The organism is Mesorhizobium sp. M0016, assembly GCF_040324035.1.
GTDB lineage: Bacteria > Pseudomonadota > Alphaproteobacteria > Rhizobiales > Rhizobiaceae > Mesorhizobium.
The window spans coordinates 1-23,594 of the sequence record NZ_JAMYVM010000035.1 but is presented as its reverse complement, the minus strand read 5'-3'; the positions used below and the strand labels follow the sequence as shown (position 1 = coordinate 23,594).

The following is a 23,594-nucleotide window of genomic DNA, read 5'->3' as shown; positions in this document are numbered from 1 at the left end:
GATGAAACTTGAAGGCTCTCGCATCCTGGTGACCGGCGGCTGCGGTCTGGTCGGCTCGACCACCATCGACCTGCTGCTGAAGGAGCACGCGCCGGAAAAAATAGTGATCCTCGACAACCTGGTCCGCGGCAGCCTGCAAAACGTCAAGGACGCGCTGCAAGACCCGCGCATCGAACTCGTCGAAGGCGACATTCGCGACGTGGCAACTGTCCACAGGGCCACCGACGGAATGGACGCCGTCATCCACATGGCAACCCTGAGGGTCATCGCCTGCGCCGCCGAGCCGCGCGAAGCCCTGGGCGTCATGTGCGACGGCAGCTACAACGTCATTGAGGCCGCCCAGGCTAAGGGCGTGAAGAAGATCTGCGCGGCCTCCTCGGCCTCGGTCTACGGCCTGGCCGACCTCTTCCCGACAGAAGAGAGCCACCACCCGTACAACAACCGCACCTGGTACGGCGCCAGCAAGGTCATGCTGGAAGGCCTTTTGCGCTCGTTCAATGACATGTACGGCCTTCCCTACGTGGCTTTGCGCTATTTCAACGTGTACGGCCCGCGCATGGACCTGCATGGTAAGTATACCGAGGTTCTAATCCGCTGGATGGACCGCATCGACGCCGGCCAGCCGCCGCTGATTCTCGGCGACGGTTCCACCACCATGGACTTCGTCTATATCGAGGACATCGCCCGAGCGAACATCCTGTCCCTGCTTTCTGACGTGGAGGACGATGTGTTCAACGTCGCCAGCGGCGTGGAGACCAGCCTGAACGACCTGGCCGCCTCACTCCTTCGCGTGATGGACTCCGACCTTCAGCCGGAGTACGGGCCCGAGCGCAAAGTGAACCCCGTCTCGCGGCGCCTTGCCGACACGTCCAAGGCGGAAAAGATGCTGGGCTTCAAGGCGAGCATCGACCTCGATGAGGGCCTCACCCGCCTGGTCGACTGGTGGCGAGCCAAACGCGGGCAGGTGACCTGACGAACCGCTCGCGCGACGACGAAATCTTTCCTGATAGGCTTGCCCCTACATGGCAGAAGCGTGCGATCCTTGACATGGGCGCGCCCCGCGGCGTCACCCTCACCCGCCGCCCATCGCGACGTAGAATGTGCAGTCGCTCCACATGGCGTAAATGAACGCCGCCAGCTTGCGCGCTATCGCAGGCCTAGCGATGGCAAGAGCGTTGCCGATCTCCAGGCCCTAGCTCTTGATCTTGTCCTTGCCTTGAAGCGCGTCATCCGTCCCGACACCCGCCTCGGAGAGCGCGCGCCGCACGTCGGCGTCGCCAGCCTTTGAGATAGGGACCTCGAACATCGATCGAAGTGCCCGAGTGCCTGGGCCGCGAGACTAGGCCGAAGTAGGCGGCGAGTGCCCGAGCGACGAATGCGCGTCGGGTCCTCGATCGCTGTCATGAAGAAGTTGCCGTCACCGGGCTGACGCCGCGGATCGCCGTAAAGCGCCAGCATGCCTCGCAGCGCGCGACGGTCCTCATGACCAGATCATGCAGCCGGCAGTACTGTCGCCACAGCGCGCGCGGGCCGGTGAGCATGTCATCTATCAACTCGGCCGCAGCCTGCGCACCGCCTGCGCGAAGGCGCCGCCTCCGACCTTGCCCCATGCGGATGCCGAACGACTTTAACGAGTGGCGGACGGCGTTCTCCAGATAGAGCAGCTTGGCTTTCAGCTTCGCCGGTGCCTTAGCAGCAGGTGCGTTCGGTTGCACCTTTCCGACTTGATATAGCCCCAGCGGGACCAGCAAGTGCGCAGGATTTTGGCGACGCCGACGCGTCGGTCTTGTTGAGCTGCGTGCGAAAGCGGAAGCCAAGCCGCAGTCCCCCAACGCCGAATGGCGCCGTCTGTCTTTGGCTCATATTGGGACACCCTTGGTTTGGCACCGCAATTGCTTCTAAAGCTTTGTCGTGGCGCGAGGGCGCTGCTTCCTGGTTGGCGAAGCAACAGGGCGAGGTAGGCAATGCGCATCCTAGTGGGACCTGCTAAACGAGAAGGTGTTTCTCGAACGATTTTCCATCGACCGTTGGGCGATGCCGATATCAGATCCGAAACGGGGGCGGTCATCATGTCGATAGATGCCGGCGGCATTTATGCAAGCGGTTCGCAATACCGGTACCAGATTGAGTTGACGCTTGATGAACTTGAGGTGCTTGCGAGCCGTCTGGCAATGAGATCCAACTAGAATACTTGGCCGCCAGCTCCCCTGGCGCAACGAATCAGCTGTTCTAGCTTCGCCGGACCTGAAGGAACTGTCGGCCGGCGCATGCGGTTCTAGCTATTTCTATTTGGCTGGTAGCATCTTTCTGTTGGATTTTCACCAACGACGGCCGATTCATCATTGGCCCTTGTGCGCGAGCTGCCAGGCTAGTGCACCGGACCGTACCGGACGTCGGTGGCACCGTTCGCTGTCCCGATGCCGCTGCCTGGTGCTCGTCAGCCAGATCACCGCACTCTGCACGCAAGATGGAACTGTTTGAAGAATGGGTTATGGCCAGAGCGGCGCCGACGCGGCTTCCGGCGGCACGCCGCCGTCACCTAGAGAACCGCCAGCGCAAGCGGCGCCAACGCCCGCAACGGTGCCTGGCATCACCCTTCACTCAGCCGGCGCCGCACCCACCTGCCCCGCTACATCGTGGTGCAGTTCGGCGAAGAACCCCACTGATCCGGGCGGCATTGTCGCCGAGGTCGTAGCGGCCGTAAGCGGGTATTGATGACGTCTGCGCCCTGGCCAAATCCGCGATCACACGCTGGGCACGACTATTGTCGTCTGAAGTCATAACAGAAAATCGGCTCTGCCAACTTGCGGGATGAAATCACAAGATCAGAGCGCGTCATCAAGTCCGGCTATAACTCCACCGGCAGAGATTGCGACTGAAGCCGCACCCGCCCTTCAGCACCGTAGCTGATCGCACCGCCTACCTTGGTCTCAACCGCGCTGTCACACGGCTTTCGTTCATTCGCATGGTTCGCGGAGATTGGCATGATCGCATACTCTCATCTCATCCGGCGTCGTCTCCCTCACAAAGCAGCGCCGGTAAGGCTCGGCGCCCTTCTTTTCGTTCCCTGTGTGTGTGTCCAAAGGAGGTCGCTGGGCCTGCCGTTGCTCGGGTGGTTGCTCCTGATGGCTGCGCTTGGCGCCGTGGCCCTACCTCTTCCTTCCGGGTAAGCCAGCGACGCGCTTGCGAGCCGGCTCGGCATGTAGGATTATAGTCAGCATATTATACTTTGCGTACCCACTTGGTGATGTGATATGAAAAATCACCAAGGCCGGAGAGGCGCAACCGTGATTCGAATTACCCTGTCTTACATCTATAATCTGGCTGCGGCTCTGGAGCCGATAGGCACTATCGCGCCGCTAGAGACCAATAAGACTGACCTATATTTTCCCGCTTTAATTGCCCACAACGCTATCAGTGAGCTGATAACCAGCACCATGTACGCGCCGCATTTGAGAGCGTCGTATCAGTATGCGCAAAGTTTGATGGTCGAACTGGCAAAGGTGATTAAGATACCAATTGAGGGCACCGTGCCGCAGTATGAGATGTTCACGCTGAAGCAGGCCTACGACCAATACAAAACGGTTCTCTTGGCCGATTTGGCTATTTTACACGCATATTTCGTTTCCCAGAAAGGCGGGTATGACACTTGGACGCTTCTAATGTTCGGGGAAAGCCTCTTTCCCAGCGATCTGGCTACCAAGGTTCCTGAAGCTGTCTTTGACGCGCGAGAGGCCGGGAAGTGCCTGGCTTACGAAAATGCTACGGCGGCGGGATTTCACATATTTAGAGTGCTGGAAGCCGTTTTGCGTCGCTATTACACCCATGTCACAGGGGGCCGACCGCAACCAAAAGTGCGCAACATCGCTGTGTATGTGAATGCCATGCGGCAGTCGGGGAAGGGAGACGAAAAGGTCCTCTTTCTAGTTAAAGAAATTTCTGATCGCTTCCGAAATCCGCTCATCCACCCCGATACAGCACTCACGGTTGATGCAGGAATAGCGACGCATGGTTTGGTCAGAACGGCAGTAACAGAAATGCTTCAGCCGCTAGTGATCCCCGAATTGACGACTTCGACGGCCGTAATTTCTTTAGAAGCAGGTCAATAGAAAGCTAGACCTAGCCATATAGCCTTAGTCGCCGATTCCGTGCACAGTGCTGGCTATGAGCATCCTTTACCACCCGCAAGTTGGTTCTATTCTCAGGGTTGATCTAAATGAGGGGTTCCGCGTTCCGGAAATGCGGAAGCGGCGACCTGCCATCGTGATATCGCCTGCTTTAGCAGGTCGAGACCAATTGTGTACGATAGTGCCTCTCAGCACCACGCAGCCCAACCCCTTGCAGCCTTACAATTGCGTGCTTGATATGGATCCGCCGTTGCCATTCCCATACGAAGCACCAAGAATGTGGGTGAAGGCTGACATGATCATGTGCGTTGCCTTTCACCGCCTCAAATTGCTTGACCGTGGCAGAGATGCGAACGGGGAGCGGGTTTATGACGTCCGCGTTCTAGAAGCAGCCAAAATGGCAGAAATCAAGGAATGTATTAAGCACTCTCTTGGTATGTAAGGTTGACTTTAGGTTCGAATATCCCCATTTTGGGAACGGCCCCGGAGATATCCGGGATTTAAGTCCCGCAAGGGCCATCACAACCGGCGAAGCCAAGCTAATTGTGGTGTCTGAAAAAGAAGGTCCCGCCAAAAACGGGGCCTTTTTTCATGACAATCAACGTTTTGGCGGCTTCGCAATCTTCTCAAAGGCACGCTCGAATGCCTCGCCAGTCTCATCGGCTTCAAGCTCCCGAGCGGCTTCCTTGAACCGCTCGGATTGCTCTTTCTGACTAAGCTTTGTCGCCTTTTTGCCGCTTGGCTTTCGGGCGGTATTTGGAGGGTCGCCAGACGCCATAGGGTGCCTCACCTTGCTTTAGTTGTTTCATAGGTCAGGCGCTTGCCAACGACACCATCAAGGATGCGACCGGCGCGTGCTACGTCATTCACGCCAAGGGCTACGCGCGAATTATGGCGGAAGTCAAATTCCGCAAGGTAGCGGTGCAGATGCTTCTCGGCACAATGCTGGTAGGTGCCGCGCATGCCGCGCTTGAAGACGCTGAAATAGCTTTCGATGGTGTTCGAGTGGATGACGGCATCGCCAACGTAGCGAACATATTCGCCGCCAGTGTGTTTGGTGGTCTCATGGCCGGCGAAGTGACCGTCCATGCCGTGATAGAGCTTGCTCTCGTCGGTGTAGAGGGTGCTTTCGCGATGGACGTTCTCAGTCACCAGCGCCGCGACATTGACCTTGGTCGCCTGCACGACATGGAAGGTGCGAACCGAACCGCCGCGCTCGACAAGGCCAACGATAGCACGCTTGTTCGACGGGCCGGTGCGCCCGCCCTTGGTGAAGGGACGACCGCTGGTGGTCATAGTGCGCTTCTCTTTGGTCGGGCCGTAATAGGTCTCGTCGGCCTCCACGATCATGCCGTTGCCGCCGAGCGGGCCAAGCTTGCCGTCGCGCATGGCTTCACGGATGCGATGCGAGATGAACCAAGCGGTTTTCAGGGTCACGCCAAGGGTGCGGTGAAGCTGGTTGCTCGAAATGCCCTTCTTGGACGAAGCGATAAGGAAGATCGCCTGTAGCCAATGGTTGAGCTTGACGTGGCTGGCTTCAAAGATGGTGCCGATCTTCACGGTGAAGGGCTTGCGGCACTGGTAGCACTTGTAGGTGCCAATGCGGGTGCTCTTGCCTTCCATCTTCGAGATGCGCTCGACGCCACCGCAATGCGGGCAGGTTGGGCCGTTCGGCCAAATCCTGGCCTCTACAAACTTGTAGGCGGCGGCTTCGTCGTGAAAGTGGCGGTCTGAAAGCACGGACATCGGTCTAACTCCTTATGGAATCAACCTATTCCGTTTGAGTGGGTACGTCAAGTATAATATGCGGCTTTGAAAGCCGTGATCGGCCAGAATATGGAGGTCACCGGCACGGTCACGCGCGTCGATGGAGACAAGGTGACCGTGAGCCTCCGGCCATTGGTGACTGTGGACGCCGAGTATGTGCGGCTGGTTGAGAGCTATGTGGCGCCGAAGGGGAAAACGCGGCTTGTTGACAAAGCCTAACGGCACAGCCGACCCAAAGCACAGGCCACTGAAACTTTTCCCTTCATCGGCTCTGGTCGCCTCGCGCTAGCTGCCGACGATGGGTCGGCATCTTCCCAACTTTGCGCCATGTCATCGCGATGATGTTGACGAAGGCGCTTCAGCAGTTCGCGAGAGGCTTGGATCGCCCTGCGCGATTGATCCATGTTCTGGCACGTGGCGCGTTCCTCCATGGACTTCTGCCACTTTAGCAAGGTGGCGGTAGTCGCAGTGGCCGCTTGAGCGATATCTATGGGCGTTGCAACCATCGCATCCTCCCAAAAGGCAATGGTAACAGCAATCTTTATAGGCGTCGAAACCCTTCCTTCAATCAAAAAAACGGATTCATACGGCAAAATGGCTATTTGTCAGGAGCGCTCGACGGCGGCTTCGTCGCCCTCGGCTTCCATCTCTTGACGATCTGAATGATTGTCCTAATGCCCGGTAGGGTCCGGTTCCTGGCAGCGTTCCCTTCGTTCTTCAAGGAACAGCTTGGTGTGCTCGTTCCGCTCAAGAGGCGTTGTCCCGTGCTCTTGAGCGAACTTTCCAAACGCCTTGCGCAGGTCGGCAAGGTCCAAAGCCCAAAGATGCTCACTGCTACCGGGTGCGACATTGCGTTCACCAATCCGCCCATTCTCTCGGAACTAAGTTGGCTTCGCGGTTGAGCCTTCAAGATGGCATTGCGAGATAATTTGCTCGGTTCCTAATACGCATATCTTCGGCAGCGCGGGGCTTCCTGTCTTCCCGCAGTGGCCGGTGCAGTTAAGCCCCCCACAAGCTTGCCCAACTGCACCGGCCATTCCCTTATGGCTGGGGATGGTCTTTGCGTTCGGCAATCTTTTCCAAGAGCTTCCGTGAAGCCTCTAGTACGCGGCGTGTCTCTTGGATGGTCGATTGTAGGGATTCCAGCTGGCTCTCCGCTCGGCGCTGGCCACGGCGGGCGCTTTCAATGAACTGGTGGTCAGGTTCCCACCGGTCTTTCATGGGACTTAGCCTCTCTTACCGGTAGCGGATCAACGCCAAGAAAACCGCCATCGCGCGCAACAGCGGGTTTCCATAGTCACGGCTACATCCGAAGAATCGACGGCTTAGATTAGGAAATGTGCGGTTCTCGCTACGGTTCCATACAATTTTAGAAAGCCATTCCCTATGGCTGGGTCGTCCCAATCCGTCGATTCAATTGGCTTGTGCTGAAATGGGGTCAAAAATCAAATAGGCATGGAAACCAAAAAGCTCTTGTTGCGTTCGGCGCACTAAAGGCCGGGAGGTTGTGCCCATGGGCACCTTTTTACCGCTCTTCGTTAAGCTGGTAGACCGGAAATCAATGACGGTTTCCTCTATTTGTGAGGCCGAGCAAGCGCTCCAGGGGCAGTGGCCAAATAAGGGTGCGGCGGCCTATAGGGATGCATGCCGATTAATTGCGGAGGCCAAGTATGGAAGCTGCAGTCCGGCCGTAGCATTTGCGGCGTTCAAGGCCGCCGCTATCGACCAGCACTTGCTGCAGCCCGAGCCCGGCGCTCGGCATGTCGGACAACGTGCCATAAACCATCGTGATGATGAACCGCCGTCCCCGAGTATCAAATAGAGACCGACACACGGGATCTCGCTTGGTCGCGGGACGGTGGGCTCGCACCGTACCGGGGCAGGTGTGATGCGAGCCCGGCCGAGTCTTGCGGGACCTCGACCAGCAGCGAACACCCACTCGCTGCCGTTCTATCAACATGCCCCCAAATTTCAGGTTCCGCTAATGTACAAAAAAGCCCACCACCGTTCAGGTAGTGGGCAGTTTTGGGAGACACTGATATGGGAACAGTGCGACCGCCCCAAGTGTTTCGAGCCTACAATGTTCCAGGGGGATTCACAGTGCGGGCGTTTCTATGAAGGCATGGACACGGTTTCCGATGATACCGGCCAGGCCTCAGGGAGCCCCGCCGGACTTGTGGCGCCCGTCCGCGCCTTCGCCTTCGATGTTGCCGCCACGCTGTTCCTGGGCCTCGCAGTCGGCCTTGGTGTTGGCTTTGGAATGGCGATCGTGGGTTAGATCGCGTCCTTCCTTCGTTTGTATGTTTCGTGGGCATTGGTAGCAGTGCCCATATGTTTGCCAGCCGGCGCTAAGTATCACCGGTCAGGCCCAGTGGCCGCCCGTTAGCGCCCCCCCGCAACAAGCTGCTGGGCCGCCCTATGTACCGCCGAGGCGAAAAAAGCCGCTGCGCGAGATGGTCAACTAGCGCCAGTGAACTGCGCGAACTAATTGCGCGCAAAACGCATAGGCGGCGGGCTTTTTGTCTGTCCGGGGAACAGGCGTCAGGCGGGTGAGTTGGGTGGTTGCAGCGTCTCCCGCTGCCAACCGATGTCGACGGTTGAGGCCCGTGCTGTGCTTTACAGGCTGGCGCGGGCCCCTCGTGCCCCGTTAGGTCCATCGAACTTAGCGATCCACTTAGTTCGGGTCGCCCCCGTTTAGGTCTTAGATTTGCCTTATCAGGCCATTCGCAGTCGGCGAAGTCTATGGGCGACGTAGTGCGGACCTGGCCCCGCGAGCGGTCGTCCGGTCATCAGCAAGCCGTCCAGCATAGCTAGCAATTCGCGCGCTGCGCCGGATGAGCAGTAGTAGTAGATTACTTGACCGTCGCGTCGGGTGCCGACAAGGCCGAAGGCGCGGAGCTTGGCAAGATGCTGCGACAAAGCCGACTGGCTGAGTTGAACTTTCTCGGCGAGGACACCGGCCGAAAGTTCGCCGCCGGCCAGGTGGTTCATGATCAAAAGCCGCTTCTCATTTCCCATCAAGTTGAGAAAGGCGGAGACGGTTTTGGCACTGGCGGCAAGGTTTCTTGAAATCATCGAATCAGACTAAGGTCCTACCCAAGATAGGAACTTAAGTCTGCAGGAACGCGGAATCAAACCCTCAGTTCCGCAAAAAAAGCAAATTCCTATTGATCCTCATCCTCGCGGAAATCCTGCAGCCATGCAAGCCGCAGGTCATCCTCGCCGCGCAGATGCTTCACGCGGCCGATCAGCCTCGGCTTGACCCATTGCGTGGCCGGCCGCTTCACGATGCCCTTGGGCGTCGTGCCTGAGTGCTCCTGGACGCGTTTCCATAGCCTCTCGCGCAATTCCCGGTTCAAGGTGACGAATGCGCTTCCGACATAGCGCCCGGTGCCGCGCTCAGCCATCAGAGCGAAAGCCGGCTTGCCCGCTTCACGCTCGACGCCGAGCAGATCGAACTCGTCGATCGCATAGCACTTGGCCTTCAGCCAGTTGGTCGACGGACCGCTTCGGTATTTGCTGTCCTTCCGCTTCGACACCAATGCCTTCAAGTCCGGCCTTGTCGAGCAAGTGAAAGATGGCCTTCGCTTCGCCCGGCAGGGGCTCGCTGAATTGAATGCGCCCGCCGGGCTCGATCATGCTGGCCAGGATCTCGCGCCGCTCCTCTAGCGCCTTATCGCGCATATCGTGGCCGTTAAGATGAAGCAGATCAAAGGCTACAAAATACAAGTCGTGCTGCCGGCGGGTGATGGCTTTGCGCAGCGCTGCGAAGTCCGAAAGGCCCTTGTCGTTCAGAACGACGATCTCGCCCTCGACAATGGCGCTTTCGGCACCAAGGCGCTTGGCCTCTCTCACCAAGTCGCGATATTTCGCCGTCCAGTCGTGGCCGTTGCGCGTAATAAATGCGTGTGCCGACTTCATCAATGATCATCTGCGATCGGTAGCCGTCGAACTTGACCTCGTGGGTCCAGCCTTCACCCGCGGGAGGCTTCTCCACGAAGGGTCGGCATCAACGGCTCGATGAAGTTCAAACGTATGCACAGACCCACCCTCCGGCGATTAAGCTAAAATAGTTCCGAAACCGGAAATCAGCCTTTTGGTGCAACAAATACGTCAACTCGACGTTGCGGGATGAGGGAAGGAGGAAACGATATGGCCGATGACAAGAGCAAGCGGGATTTTCGCGATCGGGACCGTGTCTCAGCCGACGAGGATTATGAAGTTGAATATTTCGCAACAAAGACCGGCATAACACCCCAGCAGGTCAAAGAGCTGATCGCGAAGCACGGCAACCAACGCGAGACTTTGGAGCGGGCAGCCAAGGCGCTGCGGAAACAATGACCAGGCTATCTGATCTCGGCAGACCACTAATCGGGCACCGATATGAAGGCCCGCCCGCGAGCGAACTCGCGCATTTCCTCCCTTGCCCTGTTTGCGGGCAACAGATCGATATGCGCGATTTTCGCCAGGTCACTTATCATGCCGATCCGGAGCACGACCCGCTCGAACTGGACGCTTAGGACCAAAAGTGCCGAAATACCACGTTGAGGAAATGGACGGCGATACCGTGACGGCTACCCACATCTCCACGCGACAACGGCGATCAGGGCGGCGCGGGAAGCGACAGAGCGCGACATCACTCTGCGCACCAGCGAGCCCATCTGGATCAGGGTTGCCGACGAAAAGCGCGGCCACATATTCGAATACAGTTTTAGCCAACTCGGCTAGCTGAGTTTTTTGAATGGCATACCATGCCGTCGACCTCGATACGCAAGTTCGACTATGACCCGAACACCAGGGTTCTCTCGGTTTGGTTTGTAGCGAGCGGGAAGCATTACGAGTTTTTGGACGTATCTGCTGAAGGCCGTTGCTGCGTTCAAAGCTGTCTTTGCCAAGGGCGTCTATTTTAACAGCCACATCCGCAATCGTTATGCAGTCCGGCTCGCGCCAGGGCGCTGACTCTGGAGACGCCGGGCTTGTTCAGGGATGGCCCGCGCCTGCTTCCGAGCGCGGGCCGACCATGATGAGTGAGGGGCCATCTTGGTCACCGGCAGGACCGCTGAGAACGCGAGCCGGGTGTGACCGAACAGCCTCGGAGCGAGGATGTTCCCGGCTGACGCAAAAAGGCCGAAGGGCGCAATTAGCACCGACTTAATTAGGTCCGGATCATTTTAACGAATCGTTGACCGCGCTGTCCCAGAATAGGACGGCGCGGTCAAACCCCAACCTTGGCTGCGCAGGCGGCTTCGGCACTCAGTTCCACCCCCGAGCTGTCGGAGCCGCCACCCACCCCACACTTATACCAGCAATGGTTGAATCAACCGTTACTGCACGTGCTTTCCATGGCGCTTCCCTGATCGTTAGACTTTGACGGATCAAACAGGGGATTCACAGATTCGGAGACTCGACCGATCGAAACGATCTTCGATGACATCGGCAACGGCCTCAGAGCGCCCGCACAGACGCATGGCGCCCTGTATGCGCCTTCGCATCGACATGGCCGGCAAGCTGTTCCTTGACGTCGCAATTGGCCTGGGCCTTGGCTTTGGAATCGCGATCGCGGGTTAGACCCGACCTATCGGTTCGGGCGGTCCGTAGCCAAAGCGTTGTAGAGCACCAAACACGCCAGCAACGAAATGACGCTGCCCAGCAGGTCGCCTAGGGTCAGGCGGGAAAAATAGACAAGATCGAACGCCGGTACCGCCATCGCTCCAGCCAATCATGATTCGGGACACTGCCGACATTAACCGTTAGTCGGCGCTAATGTTCTGGTCTGGATAACCTGTTCAATCTTTTGGTTGAACTTGCGCCCCAAGTACGACTTCCATGGCCTGCGTCATGCAGCGGCCAGCCTGTTCATCGAACAGAAGCTATCGCCGAAGCGTGTCCAGACCATCATGGGTGCAATAGCCAGTCTATGATCTTGATTTTTCAGCATTTTTTCTTTAACATCAAATCGTTAGAGCAGCCCGAGTGCACACGAATTTACGCCAGAATACGACCCTTTTCGCCACGTTTCGATCTCTCAGTGCACACAGAGCGCACACAAAAAAATGGCCACCTACACAAAACTCTCGTCCGGTTCCTGGCGCGTCCAAGTCCGTCGCAAGGGTCGCTACGTTAGCGAGACCTTTCTACGCCGAGACGACGCACGGCGCTGGGCAACCGAAGCCGAGCGCCAAGTCGATCGTGGTGAGACGCCGACCAAGTCCCGTATAGCCCGCCTGAAAACTTTCGGTGAACTCATCGACCTTCATATCGACGACATGTGTGATGTAGGCAAGTCCCCTCGCCGCTCCAAGGCCGCGGCTCTCGATATGCTCCAAAGACATCTGGGGAAGTGCAACATTGCGGCTCTCGATCGCGAACGGCTCATTCGTTTTGGGCGCGACCGGGCCGCCCAAGGTGCCGGACCGATGACGCTCGGCATGGACATCGGCTTTGTAAAACTCATACTGGCTCATGCCGCTGCGGTGCACGGCCTGCCCGTCAAGGTCGAACCGGTTGATCTCGCGCGTATTGCCCTAAAGAGGCTTGGCCTCGTTGGTAAAGGCAATCAGCGCGACAGGAGGCCGACCCAGGATGAACTCGACAGACTCATCGCCCACTTCGATGCAAATCCTCGTCAAATAGCGCCGGTTGGTCAGATAATACGTTTCGCCGTCGCAACGGCGATGCGCCAGGAGGAAATCTGCAAGGCGCGGTGGTGGGCCATTGTCGAGGACCGACTGGCCAAGCGAAGCAATGACGATGATCGAATTTTCCCCTTCAATCATAGGTCGGTCGGCACCGCCTTTCGTCGAGGATGCGCTGACCTGGCCATCGACGACCTTCACTTTCACGACTTGCGGCATGAAGGAACAAGCCGCCTCTTCGAAGCTGGATTCACGATCGAACAGGTAGCTTTGGTCACGGGTCACAAGGATTGGAAGATGTTGCGGCGGTATACGCATCTCAAGCCGGAGATGCTGCACACTCTCCAAGCTGCGAGGGCAGCGTAGTCCGCGGCTCGGGTTAACTGGCATCTCCGCCAGGCTTTCTGCCTTGTAAGCTGTACAAAACGAGCGTGGCATTGACCGAGTGTACCGCCTTCGGGAGATTGCTCTGCACATAGGTCCGAAGGCGCCATGAGATCGACGTTCGGCTGGCTGCGCTTTGGCGGGTCTCACCCGGGATTTTCTGTCGCCACCACCGGCCTCCTGGATCGAAGTCCCAGCGCCTGCTCCACGGAGTGTCCCGCCCTCAGCACTGTGTCGTCCTCAAACTTGCGGCCCACGATCTGCATCGAGATCGGAAGTCCCGTCGCGGTAAAGCCGTTGCAGATCGCAAGCGCCGGGCTACCAGTAAGGTTGAAAGGCCGGCTGAGCGAAAGTTCCATCTCGCCCATCTCCGTCATCTCATAACCTAGGATCTGAGCGGGCGTCTTCATCGTCGGCAGGACAAGGACGTCGACGTCCTCCATAATGCCGGCTAGGGCTTCAGTCAGCGCCTTCTGCCGAAGGCGGGCATCGATATAGTCGGCCGCCGAAACGGTCTTCCCGTCCTGCAGGCGGGAGCGGCTGACAGGGTGAAACCGTTCTGGATAGGCATCGAGCTCCGCCCGATGTTCGGCGTATTCCTCCGGCCAGGTAATGTTCCTTGCGACAGAACCGTACAGGCCGAAATCCGCCAAATTGACGGAGGAAACACGGCCGCCAAGATCCTGCACGACGGCGAGCGTATTCTCCATCGCGTCGAGCACGTCCTGATCGACGTCGGGATCGCCCTCATAGAATTGCCTTATGACGCCGACACGCAGACCTCGGATCCCTTCTCCTATCCCTGAGATATCAGGGCTCTTGAAACCTCTAAGCAAAAGATCGTCAGTATCCGTCGACACCATCGACGCTATCATCAGGGCGCAGTCCTCGACCGTCCAGGCTAGCGGACCGACGCAATCCATTGATCGTGACAGCGGAAGTACGCCTTTTCGGCTTACCAGCGCGTCCGTCGGCTTGAGACCTGCGACCCCACACCACGCGGCAGGATCTCGTATGGAGCCTGCGGTCTCCGTCCCCACCGACCCGGCGCACAAACCCGCCGCAACCGCAATCGCCGAGCCGCTCGATGACGACGATGGGTCGAGATCGAGGTTCCACGGGTTGCGGGCGGGCGGCCAGCCAAGATCGAACTGCGTCCCGGACACCGCGTATTCGGTGGTTGCTTGCTTCCCGAGGATAATCGCGCCGGCCCGCTTCAAGGATGCGACGACGCCTGCATCCTCGCTGGCGATCGCGTCGCGCCTGTGAACAGCCTGCGCCGTGGTCGGCAGTCCCGCGACATCGATGAGGTCCTTGATGCCAATGGGCACGCCGTGCAGAGGGCCTAGCCAGTCCCCGCGCATGAGCGCCTGCTCCGCCGCCGATGCCTCCTGCAACGCGCTTTCAGTTCGCAGCGAGTTGAAGCTGTGAAGTCTCTGGTCCAGCCCAGCGATTCTGTCGAGGTACGTCTTCGTGAGTTCAAGGGGAGATATTTCCCTCGCGCGAAGTCTGCGGGACAGTTCCGCAAGCGACAGCAGGGCGATGTCCGGTGACAGACTCATGCAGGTGCGACTCGATCTTGAACAATTACTTTCAGAGGGCGGGGGCAGTCATCAGACGCACTTGCCCGGGCATTCTTCCGGATTCAGGCGGGACGTTGAGAGCACTGCGTTCTCCACGGAAGACCTTTTCCGCGAGCACGCACGCCGCCCGGTGACCGGCACTGACCTCGACCTGAGGCGGGAGTGCTGTCGCACAGTCGGCGACAGCTAGTGGACAACGCGTCCGAAACGCGCATCCCGAAGGAGGATTGGTCGGGCTCGGTATTTCTCCTACGAGCAGCGGGACCTTCCGATTTCTCTCCTCAATGGGATCGGCTACTGGAACCGATGCCAGGAGCAACTGCGTGTAGGGGTGGCTCGGATGGCTGTAGACGTCCTCAGACGTTCCCATCTCGACGATCCGACCAAGGTACATGACGTAAACACGCGACGAAGCCTGTCGAACGAGGCCGAGGTCGTGAGCGATGAACAAACAGGCGACGCCAAGGTCCCTGCGCAGTCCCATGAACAAATTCATCACTTGCGCCCTGATCGAAAGATCGAGCGCGCTAACGGGCTCGTCGCAGATCAGCACCCGCGGTTCCACGGCAAGTGACCTCGCGATTGCCACACGTTGACGCTGTCCACCGGACAGCTCTCGGGTGAACCGGTCCCTGACCTGGGTCGCCAGTCCGACCTGGTCCAACAGCTCCGTCGTACGCGCCGCACGTTGTTCCTTCGAGCGCATCCCTTTGATGATCAGAGCCTCTGCGATTGCTTCGCCAACGGTCTGTCGATCGTTCAACGAGGCGTAGGGGTCCTGGAACACGTATTGGACGGCACGGCGCACTTCCCTAAGGCGTCTGCCCGAGAGGGATCCGAGATCGACGCCGTCGAAGATCACTCTACCCGACTGAGGGTTCTCCAGCCCCACGATGGATCGGCCAAGTGTCGACTTACCGCAGCCGGACTCGCCGACGAGGCCGACGATTTCGCCCGCGTTCAACGTGATTGACACGTCGTTTACGGCCTTGATGGTCTTGCCCCTCATCGCGCTGGGAAAGCTGGTCACAAGGTTTTCGACTTCGAGAACAGCCATCAGCTTACTCTCTCCAAGAGGTGGTCGTTGATCACAGGACATGCGGCGAAGACCGAAGGGTCGAGCGTCTCGACGAGCTTAGGCCGATGCGATTTGCAGCTTTGGACCGAATGAACGCAGCGCGGCTCAAAAGCGCACCCGACAATAGGCGCCGCGAGCATAGGCGGCACGCCGGGGAGTCCCCGGAAGGGTGCCCCGATCGCGTCTTCACGCCGCGGGATGGCGTCGATCAGTCCCATCGTGTAGGGATGATGCGGGGAAACCAGAACCTTTTCGACGGGACCGGTTTCCGCGTTCCGGCCCGCGTACATGACGACCACTCGGTCTGCCGATCCTGCGACGACGCCCATGTCGTGAGTAATGAGAACCATCGCCATTTTAAGCTTTGACTGAATGTTCTTGAGCAGGCGCAGGATCTGGGCCTGAACGGTGACGTCGAGCGCGGTGGTCGGCTCGTCCGCAATCAGGAGCTTGGGTTCGGCCGCGATGGCAATTGCAATCATCACGCGCTGCCTGAGGCCACCGGACAGTTCGTGAGGATACTGCCTTAGTCGCGCCGCCGGGTCGGATATGTCGACCAATTTAAGAAGGTCTAGCGCCCTTGCTTCGGCGGCAGTTGCCGACATGCCCAAGTGGAACTCAGCCATCTCCGCGATTTGCCGCCCCACCCTTCTTGCGGGGTTCAGTGCACTCATCGGGTCCTGAAAAATGAAGCCTGTCGATTTTCCACGGAGGCGTCTGATTTTGTCCTCGGAGGCTCCAACCAGCTCGGTGCCGTCGAAGACCACTGAGCCCGAAACGTCCGCTTTCACACCAATCGGCATCAGACCGAGAGGAGCGAAGTTCATCACGGTCTTGCCGCTGCCGCTCTCTCCTACGACAGCCAACGTCTCCCCGCGTCGTATCGAATAACTGACGCCATCGACCGGACGGACCGCCCCATGGCCAGTTAAGAGATCGACAGTCAGGTTTCTCACGTCCAGTACGGTTTGAGCGGGCATCAGATCGACTCCTTTGCCCAGAGCGCCGTGGCGCGGCGACGCGCGACAAGCATCTTGTTCGTGAGCGGGGTCGGCACGCGGTTCAGCGCGACTGCTTCACCCAGGATATTGAATCCAATCACGGCCAGCGTAAGGGCAAGACCCGGGAGAACGACCTGCCGTGGATCCGTTTCCAGATAGGGAAGCGCATCGACCAGCATCTGCCCCCATTCTGGAGTTGGCGGTTGGATGCCGAGGCCGAGAAAGCTCAGAGTGGCAATCGCCAGAGCTACTGCGCCCGCGTCTGCCGTGGCATAGACAAGGACGGCGCCGAGCGTCGTTGGAAGAAGATGGACGAAGTAGATCCGCATAGGGCTAGCACCAAGGACGCGCAGCGCCTCCATCTCGGGCTTGTTCATGACGCTCACGGCCACCGCGCGGCTGACGCGAGCGCTACCCGGCCACCAAGCCAGCGCCAAGGCGAGGATCATGTTCCAGTAGCTGGCCCCGAATACGCCGATGACCGCGAGCGAAATGATAAGGCTGGGGATAGCGAGACCGACGTCGACAATGCGCATCAGGATCTCGTCCGTCCAGCCGCGTCGATATCCGGCGACCGTACCGATGGTGGTTCCTATCGTGTGGGCGATGACGAGCACGAGACAGACGCCGACAAGTGAGGTCCGGGCAGCGGTTATCAGCCTGCTGAGCGTGTCCCGTCCAAGGTGGTCGGCGCCCAGCCAGTGTGTCATGGTTGGCCCTTCGCCTGCGAGCAGCAGGTTCTGGGCGTTCGGTGCGTGAGGTGTGAGCAGCGGTGCGAACACGCCGATGAATACGAAAGCGCCAATGGTGATGACGGATGCCCGCGGCAGTTTCCTTATCGGCTCTGCCAATTTGCCTACTATGTTCATGATCCGCTCCTTTGCCGGCGCATCCGCGGATCGGTGAGCATCATCAGGACGTCCACGATCACATTCAGGATAATGAAGAAGGTTATGAAGATCAGGAGACAGGCCTGCACCACCATGAAGTCGCGGAACCGGACCCCGGTCAGGAACAGCTCTGCGACCCCTTGCCAGGCGAACAGCGGCTCCACCACGACGGCGCCCACGACCATGAGACCTATCTGAGTTCCGAGCGCATTAAGGTAGGTCGGCGCGATGTTGGGCAAAGCGTCGCGCACGAGTATCCGCTCACGTTTGAAGCCCTTGCTCATCGCGGTCAGGACGAAAGGACGCGCCATGGCCTCCTCAAGGCCGACTCGCACGACGCGGCTGAGGACAGCGGCAGGCAGCATCGCTATTGTGAGCCATGGCAAAATGAAGCTGCGAAAACCGTCGTAGCCGAATGTCGGAAATATCTTGAACGACACTGAGAAAGCATAGACCAGAAGCGCACCGACGAAGAACGAGGGAGTGGATGCACCGAACAACGCCAGTCCGCGTGCAATGTGGTCGGGCATTCTGTGTGCCCACAGGGCCCCGAGAAATCCTATGAGCAAACTCAACACGAGGGCGACCATGGCTCCGCCGGCGACCAGCGTAGCGGTAACCGATAACCGGCTCCGAAGAGATGTTCCAACGTCCTCCCCAGTCTTGTAGGAGATACCGAAGTTGCCGTGAGCGGCATTGCCAAGCCAGTCCGTGTATCGAATGAGCAATGGCTTGTTCAGGCCGATTTCCTCGGCGACCTTGGCAATGTCTGCCTTGGTCGCCGTTGGGGTGCGAAGCTCCGCAATCAAGATAGCGATGTTGCCTGGGGCTGACACCACCAGCGAGAAGCACAAGACGGAAGCCAGAAAAAGCAGAATGAGCGCGTTCCGGGCTCTCTTTGCGATGAAGAAGAACACGGCGTCTCCTATTCGCTCAGGCTGATGTTTTCGTAAGGCATGTCGTACTCCGTTGCTGGGGCCTTGAAGTCTTTGACGCGGCTGGAGTGCGCCCAGACACCTGGCACGTAAAGCAGTGGAGCGATGGCGACGTTGTCGTGCAGCCAATCGTAAACCTTCTGGACGTTGGCTTCCATGTTTGGGTCCAACGCCGACATCGTCGCGGTCACGAGCGGATCGAGCCGCTCGGCGTCGACGAACAGCTTGCCGTCGACCCCGTTGTCGTAGGTAGACAGGAAAAGACCGACGATTGTGGCGAAAGGCTCGTAAGGGGCGCCGTATGTCTGGAAGAAAGCAAGGTCGAACTTGCGCTCGGGAATATCGCTGTGTCGCGAGGCATGGTCCACCGAGCGGATCGTAAGCTGAATGCCAATCTCCTGCAGTTCCGCCTGAAGCACCTCGGCGACGGATCTCGATCCGGGAATTTGTTCTTCGCTGACGACGATTTCGAGAGCGAGCGGAGTACCCTCCTTCTCTCTCACAGGACTGCCGACCCATCCCGCTTTTTGCAAAAGCGCCTTAGCGCCTTCGACGTCGATCTGGGGAACCTCATAGCGCTTTCCGGCAAGTGGAACGGATTCGGCGAAGAGATTGGCCGACGTCGCTGCCATCCCGCGATAAAGTACCTTTGAAATTGCTGCCCGATCTATGCCGATATCGATGGCCTTCCGGACTGCGACTTCCTTGAGAGCTGGAGCCCGGTCGGGATTGAATGCCATGATCATCGTCGTCGAACCGGGTTCCACAACGACGTCTAGCCCCGCCTGCTTCAAGGTCTGGGCCTCGATCGCGGTGATCGGCGATACGAAGGCCCCACCCATTAGGTCGATATCGCCGGCTCGGAGCGCAGCCATACGGCCACGCGAGTCGGGGAGCACCTTCAACTGGACTTTCGAGAACTTGGGCTTCTCGCCCCAATAGGGGTCGAACCGCTCGAAGACGCTGCCCGAGTTATCCGCGCTGATTTCACGCCACGGACCGGTCCCGACCGGAGCCTTGTAGCTCCCGTCAGCCGCGACCGATTTCGGGCTGAGGAAACGACCGGGGCGGACATAGGCCAATTCTTGCAGCAGCCCAAGAACGGGCTCCTTGAAGCGAATATCGATATGACTGTCGTCGACGACGGTGGCGTCCACGAAGAGCCTGGAGCAGTTCATCCAGTTGTTGTCAGCCTGCCCCATCCAGCGCCCCAGGTTCCACTTGGCGGCGGTGGCGTCGAAGGGTGTCCCGTCATGGAAGACTACCCGCTCTCTGAGCGTCAGGCGCAGGAGCTTGCCCTCATTCTCGATGGACCAAGCGGTCGCCAGTCCAGGTTCAATTTTTCCGTCATAGGAGTATGTGACGAGTGGTTCGAACACCATGTCCTGGACCGCGTAGAGCCCCTTAAATTTGTGGGGGTCCAAGTCGCCGGGGGCCACAGAGATGGCGATCCTAAGCGTATCATTATCAGCCGCGGCCGCGACCATGCTCGGAAAGAATGAGCCGCCGGCGGCGATGCCGATCATGCCGGACAAGCCTGTCAGAAACGACCGCCTGTGAATTGCTATGAATTTGCTGCTGTCCATGTTCCATTCCCCTTGTTTTTGATTTGATTACCCGTAGGAGCGAGCTCCCGTGCCGGACCGATCTTGTGCGGTCCGAACAGATATGTCTTCGAGCAAGCGAGCGACGTCCGCCTGCAAATCCTCAAGCGCCTCGATCCCGACACTGATGCGCAGCACGAGGTCGGACGCGAGCCATTCTGTCGCCGTTCTGTTCTGCCGGACGGGCATCGGTGCGACGAGACTGCGGGTGCCTCCCCAGGAGGCGCCGATGGCGAAGGTCGTCAAGACGTCGAGCGCTGGTGAGACATGTGGGGTGCAGGCGTCCTTGAACAGCACGCCGAATACGCCGCTCGCTCCAACGAAGTCGCGTTTCCAGAACTCATGACCAGGCGAATGGGCGAGTGGCGGCCACAGCACGCGGTCTACCAACGGATGCCGTTCGATCTGTTCGACCAAGGTCCGCGCGCTTTCGAACGAGCGCTGCATCCGGATGCCGAGTGTCTCCATGCCGCGCAGGACGAGGGCCGCGTCGTCCGGCGAGACGCCTATCCCAAAGCGTCCCATGAAACCCTTGACCACAGCCTCGTGTTCGGGACGGGCGATCGTAATCGATCCCATCAGTATGTCGGAGTGCCCGGAGATGTATTTGGTCAACGCCTCTGTGACAATATGGACGCCGTGCAGGATCGGCTTGAAGTTCAGCGGCGTCGCCCAAGTGTTGTCGCATCCGACGAGAATGCCGCGGCGCCGGGCCACCGCCACAATGGCTGGTATGTCCTGGACGTCCATGCTCGTCGAACCAGGAGACTCGCACCAGACAATCGCGGTGCGCTCGTCGATCTTGCTTTCGAGATCATCGATCGTGGATGGATCGAAGTACCTCGTCTCTATCTGGAAGCGTGCCAAGTCCTGGTTGGCGAAGTCCCTGACGGGCGGGTAGGACGTGTCTACAAGGAGGATGTTGTCGCCAGCCTTCAGGAAAGAAAGCATCGCTACCGAGTTGGCCGCTTGGCCAGAAGGGGCGAGGAACGTCCGGACGCCTCCTTCGAGCTTGGTAAGCTTTTGTTCGAGCGTGCGCGTCGTCGGCGTGCCGTACAAGCCGTAGGAATATCCTTCAGGCCCGCGCTGCGCGCGGTTGGCGTATGCCTCCGCATTCTCGAACACGATTGTCGAAGCTCTGTGGACCGCCGTTCCAAGAGGATCGAAGCCCTCATTCCTAACCTTCGGGGTCAGCACTACCTCGGTAAAGTCGTTCATTCTCTCGCCACCCCCTGGACATGGCGATTGTTTAAGCACACACCTCACTATGCGGTCTAATATCAAGATTGCGGTTTACTATTCTCGGAGGTTATAGGGTCGGATGAACCTGAGGCAGATCGAAGTCTTCCATGCCCTGATGACAAACGGCACGACGACACGTGCGGCCGAGATCCTGCGCATCTCACAGCCGGCCGTGAGCAAGGCAGTTCAGGAGTTGGAGCGCACCGTTGGCTTTGCGCTGTTCAATCGCGCTAAGGGGCGCATGAGCCCAACTGCGGAAGGGCGGCTCTTCTTCCGAGAGGTTGAAACCTCGTTTTCCGGCCTGATCCATCTCAAGAGTGCGGCTGCGCGTATAAGAGACTTCGGGTCGGGCGAAATAAGAGTGGCAAGCCTGTCGGCGTTAAGCACAAACGTCATGCCGAAAGTCATGCGCTCGTTCCAGAAGCGCCACCCGCAGGTGGCTATAACATTCCAAGCGCGGATGTCGTCCTCGGTCAAGGAGTTGGTTGCTTCCGGCCAGTTCGACGTCGGTGTGGCGGCGGACGAGATCGATCTCGCGGGCGTCATCGCTCGGCCCTTTGCCAGCTATCAGGTTGCCATTGCCCTGCCTCCGGGCCACCGTTTGCAGGGCAGAGCAGTTATCTATCCAAGAGACCTCCACGATGAAAACTTCGTCGCACTCGCGCCGGAGGACACGACAAGGCGAGAGGCGGAGGCGATCTTCGCGGAGCATGGGGTGAAGCCAAAAATTGTCTTGGAGACCCCTTATTCGACGACGATCGCGGCGATGGTCGAGGCTGGTCTTGGCTGCGGCATGGTCAATCCGATTACGGCGGACCCCTTCCTCGGACGGGGAATGATGATCGTGCCGTTCGAGCCAGCAATTCACTTTCGGACGCTTCTGTTGCTCCCGCCTCAAAGGGAGCCTTCGACGATTGTGGCTGATTTTATAGAAGAGCTGTTGAAGGGGTCCTCCGGGGTATAGGTGAGCGCGATCGACGTCGTGAGCGTAAGGTTTCGGTCGATTCTACCTTAGCCGGGGGCGTCGGTGGCGACTGCCCTGGCAAGACTGAACTGCACCGCGGCATCCTGGTGCGTCTCTGACATCTTCGTCGAATTCCCACCACGGACACGCATCAAGGGCGAGATCCAGCAACTGGACCCCAACTGTGCGGGTACCGAGTTCGGGGAGTGATCGCCGCCAACGCGCAAGGCCGCCGGGACGTCAGCAGATCACCCTCTTCACTTCCGTCGGCCTCGCCATCGAAGATTTTTCGGCGCTGCGATACGTGCGCGACCCGCTACAAGCACCGACGAGCCGCCAGCTCTGTTCGGCATGCTAGCGAAGGCAGCCATGCAGCCGGCAGGATAACAAGGCTCGCTTGAAACCAGCTTCCGCCCTCCCGCCCAATTGCCTTTATTGCTGGGCGGTGCCTCGCCTGAACTGCTTCATGCAGAGTTTCGTGGCCCACGCCCCCGCCACGTTCCTCTTTGTGACTTCATGTCTTGTGCACCCGGTGCGATTTGCTGTAGCGAGGCAGCTGACGTAGATCGGGGCTACGGCAACTGAAGAGCAAATGAAGGGTGGCTAAATGCCTGAAGATCTTAACTCCGACGCGGAATTGCTGGAGATGACAGCTGACATCGTTTCCGCTTATGTCAGCAACAACCCGATTCCCGTCGCGGAACTCGCCCGCATAATTGCCGATACCTATGGAGCAATCAGCAAGCTGCAGGGAGCACTCCCACCCAAAGCGGAAGAGAAGCTTACACCCGCAGTCCCGATCAAGAAATCGGTGACGCCCGATTTCATCATCTGCCTGGAAGACGGCAAGAGGTTCAAATCGCTCAGGCGGCACCTTGGCACTCACTACGATCTTTCGCCGGATGCGTACCGGGCGAAATGGGGCCTGCCCTCCGATTACCCAATGGTTGCGCCGAACTATGCCGCGGTGCGATCCGCGATGGCAAAGGCGATCGGCCTTGGACGGAAGGCCGTCGCGCCTGAACCCGTAACGTTGCCGGCACCGGCCAAGCGCCGCAAGATCGGCATCAAAACAACCTGACATAGGGGCTATTTCGCACAAAAGCCCGCATCCTGTTCAAGGGCGCGGGCCGATTGCTCCGTCAGAAAGAACCGCTGCTTGTTGTGGGCAGCGGCTGCCGAGGATATCAGCCCTCAAGGGATGATCCCCCTCTAGCGGACTGGGAAAACGCGGCGATGATCGCCTCGAGCGTCACATCCAGTGCGTTCGAAAAGGTCCTGCCCCTCTGCCAAATCGCCACGTAGTGATAGAGCGCGGACGGTTCCACTGGCCTTACTCCCAGCTGAAACGCCGCGTACTCACGTGCGATGATCTCGTTTGTGA

Annotated in this window: 22 protein-coding genes and 3 pseudogenes; 12 read left to right on the top strand and 13 right to left on the bottom strand. The window is 58.9% G+C overall.

Features of this window, described 5'->3' with window-relative positions; all coding sequences use genetic code 11:
* The first annotated feature begins 1 nt into the window (after position 1).
* Positions 2-973: an NAD-dependent epimerase/dehydratase family protein gene (locus tag NKJ88_RS30665; RefSeq protein WP_352446670.1), complete on the top strand. Its 972-nt coding sequence runs from the start codon at positions 2-4 to the stop codon at positions 971-973.
* Positions 974-1,400: 427 nt separating this feature from the next.
* On the opposite strand, the gene NKJ88_RS30660 is transcribed toward NKJ88_RS30665, so the two are convergent.
* Positions 1,401-1,751, bottom strand: coding sequence for a hypothetical protein (locus tag NKJ88_RS30660; protein WP_352446669.1), 351 nt, complete (start codon positions 1,749-1,751; stop codon positions 1,401-1,403).
* 1,503 nt (positions 1,752-3,254) lie between these two features.
* On the opposite strand from NKJ88_RS30660, the gene NKJ88_RS30655 reads away from it, so the two are divergent.
* Together NKJ88_RS30655 and NKJ88_RS30650 are read left to right on the top strand one after the other, a co-directional pair.
* Positions 3,255-4,109 carry a hypothetical protein gene (locus NKJ88_RS30655; RefSeq protein WP_352446668.1) on the top strand — a complete coding sequence of 285 codons (855 nt, stop codon included), beginning with the start codon at positions 3,255-3,257 and terminating at the stop codon, positions 4,107-4,109.
* A 55-nt stretch (positions 4,110-4,164) separates the two neighbouring features.
* A complete protein-coding gene (locus tag NKJ88_RS30650) occupies positions 4,165-4,569 on the top strand; it encodes a type II toxin-antitoxin system PemK/MazF family toxin (RefSeq protein ID WP_352446667.1) in 405 nt (134 codons plus the stop codon).
* Positions 4,570-4,725: 156 nt separating this feature from the next.
* On the opposite strand, the gene NKJ88_RS30645 is transcribed toward NKJ88_RS30650, so the two are convergent.
* Positions 4,726-4,905 (bottom strand): hypothetical protein, encoded by a 180-nt coding sequence (locus tag NKJ88_RS30645; RefSeq protein ID WP_352446666.1) that lies wholly within the window; start codon positions 4,903-4,905, stop codon positions 4,726-4,728.
* Between the two features lie 8 nt (positions 4,906-4,913).
* A complete protein-coding gene (locus NKJ88_RS30640) occupies positions 4,914-5,873 on the bottom strand; it encodes an IS1595 family transposase (RefSeq protein WP_352446665.1) in 960 nt (319 codons plus the stop codon).
* Positions 5,874-5,939: 66 nt separating this feature from the next.
* On the opposite strand from NKJ88_RS30640, the gene NKJ88_RS30635 reads away from it, so the two are divergent.
* The 3 genes from NKJ88_RS30635 (at position 5,940) to NKJ88_RS30625 (ending at position 8,172) form a co-directional block, all read left to right on the top strand.
* Positions 5,940-6,113, top strand: a complete 174-nt coding sequence (locus NKJ88_RS30635) for a hypothetical protein (RefSeq protein WP_352446695.1) — start codon at positions 5,940-5,942, stop codon at positions 6,111-6,113.
* Positions 6,114-7,407: 1,294 nt separating this feature from the next.
* Positions 7,408-7,716 carry a DUF982 domain-containing protein gene (locus NKJ88_RS30630; protein ID WP_352446664.1) on the top strand — a complete coding sequence of 103 codons (309 nt, stop codon included), beginning with the start codon at positions 7,408-7,410 and terminating at the stop codon, positions 7,714-7,716.
* Between the two features lie 258 nt (positions 7,717-7,974).
* Positions 7,975-8,172: a hypothetical protein gene (locus tag NKJ88_RS30625; RefSeq protein WP_023715452.1), complete on the top strand. Its 198-nt coding sequence runs from the start codon at positions 7,975-7,977 to the stop codon at positions 8,170-8,172.
* Positions 8,173-8,609: 437 nt separating this feature from the next.
* On the opposite strand, the gene NKJ88_RS30620 is transcribed toward NKJ88_RS30625, so the two are convergent.
* Positions 8,610-8,969 carry an ArsR/SmtB family transcription factor gene (locus tag NKJ88_RS30620; protein WP_352446663.1) on the bottom strand — a complete coding sequence of 120 codons (360 nt, stop codon included), beginning with the start codon at positions 8,967-8,969 and terminating at the stop codon, positions 8,610-8,612.
* Between the two features lie 89 nt (positions 8,970-9,058).
* Positions 9,059-9,931, bottom strand: a pseudogene (locus NKJ88_RS30615) (ATP-dependent DNA ligase).
* A gap of 115 nt (positions 9,932-10,046) precedes the next feature.
* Here NKJ88_RS30615 and NKJ88_RS30610 point away from each other — a divergent pair.
* The 3 genes from NKJ88_RS30610 (at position 10,047) to NKJ88_RS30600 (ending at position 12,895) form a co-directional block, all read left to right on the top strand.
* The gene (locus NKJ88_RS30610; protein WP_023833301.1) at positions 10,047-10,235 is read left to right on the top strand and encodes a DUF3606 domain-containing protein; all 189 of its coding nucleotides are present in this window, start codon (positions 10,047-10,049) and stop codon (positions 10,233-10,235) included.
* A 410-nt stretch (positions 10,236-10,645) separates the two neighbouring features.
* Positions 10,646-10,804: a KTSC domain-containing protein gene (locus NKJ88_RS30605; protein ID WP_352446662.1), complete on the top strand. Its 159-nt coding sequence runs from the start codon at positions 10,646-10,648 to the stop codon at positions 10,802-10,804.
* 1,143 nt (positions 10,805-11,947) lie between these two features.
* Positions 11,948-12,895, top strand: coding sequence for a tyrosine-type recombinase/integrase (locus NKJ88_RS30600; RefSeq protein ID WP_352446661.1), 948 nt, complete (start codon positions 11,948-11,950; stop codon positions 12,893-12,895).
* Between the two features lie 164 nt (positions 12,896-13,059).
* On the opposite strand, the gene NKJ88_RS30595 is transcribed toward NKJ88_RS30600, so the two are convergent.
* From NKJ88_RS30595 to NKJ88_RS30565, 7 genes are read right to left on the bottom strand one after another with little or no spacing between them, the layout of a single operon-like run.
* Complete coding sequence (locus NKJ88_RS30595) at positions 13,060-14,475, bottom strand: amidase (RefSeq protein ID WP_352446660.1); 1,416 nt, start codon at positions 14,473-14,475, stop codon at positions 13,060-13,062.
* Between the two features lie 31 nt (positions 14,476-14,506).
* On the bottom strand, positions 14,507-15,553 hold the full coding sequence (locus NKJ88_RS30590; protein WP_352446659.1) for an ABC transporter ATP-binding protein: 1,047 nt from the start codon (positions 15,551-15,553) through the stop codon (positions 14,507-14,509).
* A complete protein-coding gene (locus NKJ88_RS30585; protein ID WP_352446658.1) occupies positions 15,553-16,554 on the bottom strand; it encodes an ABC transporter ATP-binding protein in 1,002 nt (333 codons plus the stop codon). Before NKJ88_RS30585 ends, NKJ88_RS30590 begins: the two co-directional genes overlap by 1 nt.
* Positions 16,554-17,444, bottom strand: a complete 891-nt coding sequence (locus NKJ88_RS30580; RefSeq protein WP_352446657.1) for an ABC transporter permease — start codon at positions 17,442-17,444, stop codon at positions 16,554-16,556. Before NKJ88_RS30580 ends, NKJ88_RS30585 begins: the two co-directional genes overlap by 1 nt.
* Positions 17,441-18,382, bottom strand: a complete 942-nt coding sequence (locus tag NKJ88_RS30575) for an ABC transporter permease (RefSeq protein WP_023669026.1) — start codon at positions 18,380-18,382, stop codon at positions 17,441-17,443. Before NKJ88_RS30575 ends, NKJ88_RS30580 begins: the two co-directional genes overlap by 4 nt.
* A gap of 8 nt (positions 18,383-18,390) precedes the next feature.
* Positions 18,391-19,986 (bottom strand): ABC transporter substrate-binding protein, encoded by a 1,596-nt coding sequence (locus NKJ88_RS30570; protein WP_352446656.1) that lies wholly within the window; start codon positions 19,984-19,986, stop codon positions 18,391-18,393.
* Positions 19,987-20,013: 27 nt separating this feature from the next.
* Complete coding sequence (locus NKJ88_RS30565; protein ID WP_352446655.1) at positions 20,014-21,222, bottom strand: trans-sulfuration enzyme family protein; 1,209 nt, start codon at positions 21,220-21,222, stop codon at positions 20,014-20,016.
* A 103-nt stretch (positions 21,223-21,325) separates the two neighbouring features.
* Between NKJ88_RS30565 and NKJ88_RS30560 the strand changes: the two genes are divergently transcribed.
* The 3 genes and pseudogenes from NKJ88_RS30560 to NKJ88_RS30550 all read left to right on the top strand — a co-directional run bounded on the left by NKJ88_RS30560 (position 21,326) and on the right by NKJ88_RS30550 (position 23,291).
* Positions 21,326-22,210 carry a LysR substrate-binding domain-containing protein gene (locus NKJ88_RS30560; protein ID WP_352446654.1) on the top strand — a complete coding sequence of 295 codons (885 nt, stop codon included), beginning with the start codon at positions 21,326-21,328 and terminating at the stop codon, positions 22,208-22,210.
* 59 nt (positions 22,211-22,269) lie between these two features.
* Positions 22,270-22,597: pseudogene (locus tag NKJ88_RS30555) on the top strand (ornithine cyclodeaminase); the annotation flags it as partial.
* 220 nt (positions 22,598-22,817) lie between these two features.
* Positions 22,818-23,291 carry a Ros/MucR family transcriptional regulator gene (locus tag NKJ88_RS30550; protein ID WP_352446653.1) on the top strand — a complete coding sequence of 158 codons (474 nt, stop codon included), beginning with the start codon at positions 22,818-22,820 and terminating at the stop codon, positions 23,289-23,291.
* Between the two features lie 106 nt (positions 23,292-23,397).
* Here the strand turns inward: NKJ88_RS30550 and NKJ88_RS30545 are convergent.
* Positions 23,398-23,594: pseudogene (locus NKJ88_RS30545) on the bottom strand (LysR family transcriptional regulator); the annotation flags it as partial.

What these genes read in the sequence shown, in the direction of transcription:
- NKJ88_RS30665 (WP_352446670.1), top strand. Translation starts at nt 2, where the DNA reads ATGAAACTTGAAGGCTCTCGCATCCTGGTGACCGGCGGCTGCGGTCTG.
- NKJ88_RS30655 (WP_352446668.1), top strand. Translation starts at nt 3,255, where the DNA reads ATGAAAAATCACCAAGGCCGGAGAGGCGCAACCGTGATTCGAATTACC.
- NKJ88_RS30650 (WP_352446667.1), top strand. Translation starts at nt 4,165, where the DNA reads ATGAGCATCCTTTACCACCCGCAAGTTGGTTCTATTCTCAGGGTTGAT.
- NKJ88_RS30645 (WP_352446666.1), bottom strand. Translation starts at nt 4,905, where the DNA reads ATGGCGTCTGGCGACCCTCCAAATACCGCCCGAAAGCCAAGCGGCAAA.
- NKJ88_RS30640 (WP_352446665.1), bottom strand. Translation starts at nt 5,873, where the DNA reads ATGTCCGTGCTTTCAGACCGCCACTTTCACGACGAAGCCGCCGCCTAC.
- NKJ88_RS30630 (WP_352446664.1), top strand. Translation starts at nt 7,408, where the DNA reads ATGGGCACCTTTTTACCGCTCTTCGTTAAGCTGGTAGACCGGAAATCA.
- NKJ88_RS30625 (WP_023715452.1), top strand. Translation starts at nt 7,975, where the DNA reads ATGTTCCAGGGGGATTCACAGTGCGGGCGTTTCTATGAAGGCATGGAC.
- NKJ88_RS30620 (WP_352446663.1), bottom strand. Translation starts at nt 8,969, where the DNA reads ATGATTTCAAGAAACCTTGCCGCCAGTGCCAAAACCGTCTCCGCCTTT.
- NKJ88_RS30610 (WP_023833301.1), top strand. Translation starts at nt 10,047, where the DNA reads ATGGCCGATGACAAGAGCAAGCGGGATTTTCGCGATCGGGACCGTGTC.
- NKJ88_RS30605 (WP_352446662.1), top strand. Translation starts at nt 10,646, where the DNA reads ATGCCGTCGACCTCGATACGCAAGTTCGACTATGACCCGAACACCAGG.
- NKJ88_RS30600 (WP_352446661.1), top strand. Translation starts at nt 11,948, where the DNA reads ATGGCCACCTACACAAAACTCTCGTCCGGTTCCTGGCGCGTCCAAGTC.
- NKJ88_RS30595 (WP_352446660.1), bottom strand. Translation starts at nt 14,475, where the DNA reads ATGAGTCTGTCACCGGACATCGCCCTGCTGTCGCTTGCGGAACTGTCC.
- NKJ88_RS30590 (WP_352446659.1), bottom strand. Translation starts at nt 15,553, where the DNA reads ATGGCTGTTCTCGAAGTCGAAAACCTTGTGACCAGCTTTCCCAGCGCG.
- NKJ88_RS30585 (WP_352446658.1), bottom strand. Translation starts at nt 16,554, where the DNA reads ATGCCCGCTCAAACCGTACTGGACGTGAGAAACCTGACTGTCGATCTC.
- NKJ88_RS30580 (WP_352446657.1), bottom strand. Translation starts at nt 17,444, where the DNA reads ATGAACATAGTAGGCAAATTGGCAGAGCCGATAAGGAAACTGCCGCGG.
- NKJ88_RS30570 (WP_352446656.1), bottom strand. Translation starts at nt 19,986, where the DNA reads ATGGACAGCAGCAAATTCATAGCAATTCACAGGCGGTCGTTTCTGACA.
- NKJ88_RS30565 (WP_352446655.1), bottom strand. Translation starts at nt 21,222, where the DNA reads ATGAACGACTTTACCGAGGTAGTGCTGACCCCGAAGGTTAGGAATGAG.
- NKJ88_RS30560 (WP_352446654.1), top strand. Translation starts at nt 21,326, where the DNA reads ATGAACCTGAGGCAGATCGAAGTCTTCCATGCCCTGATGACAAACGGC.
- NKJ88_RS30550 (WP_352446653.1), top strand. Translation starts at nt 22,818, where the DNA reads ATGCCTGAAGATCTTAACTCCGACGCGGAATTGCTGGAGATGACAGCT.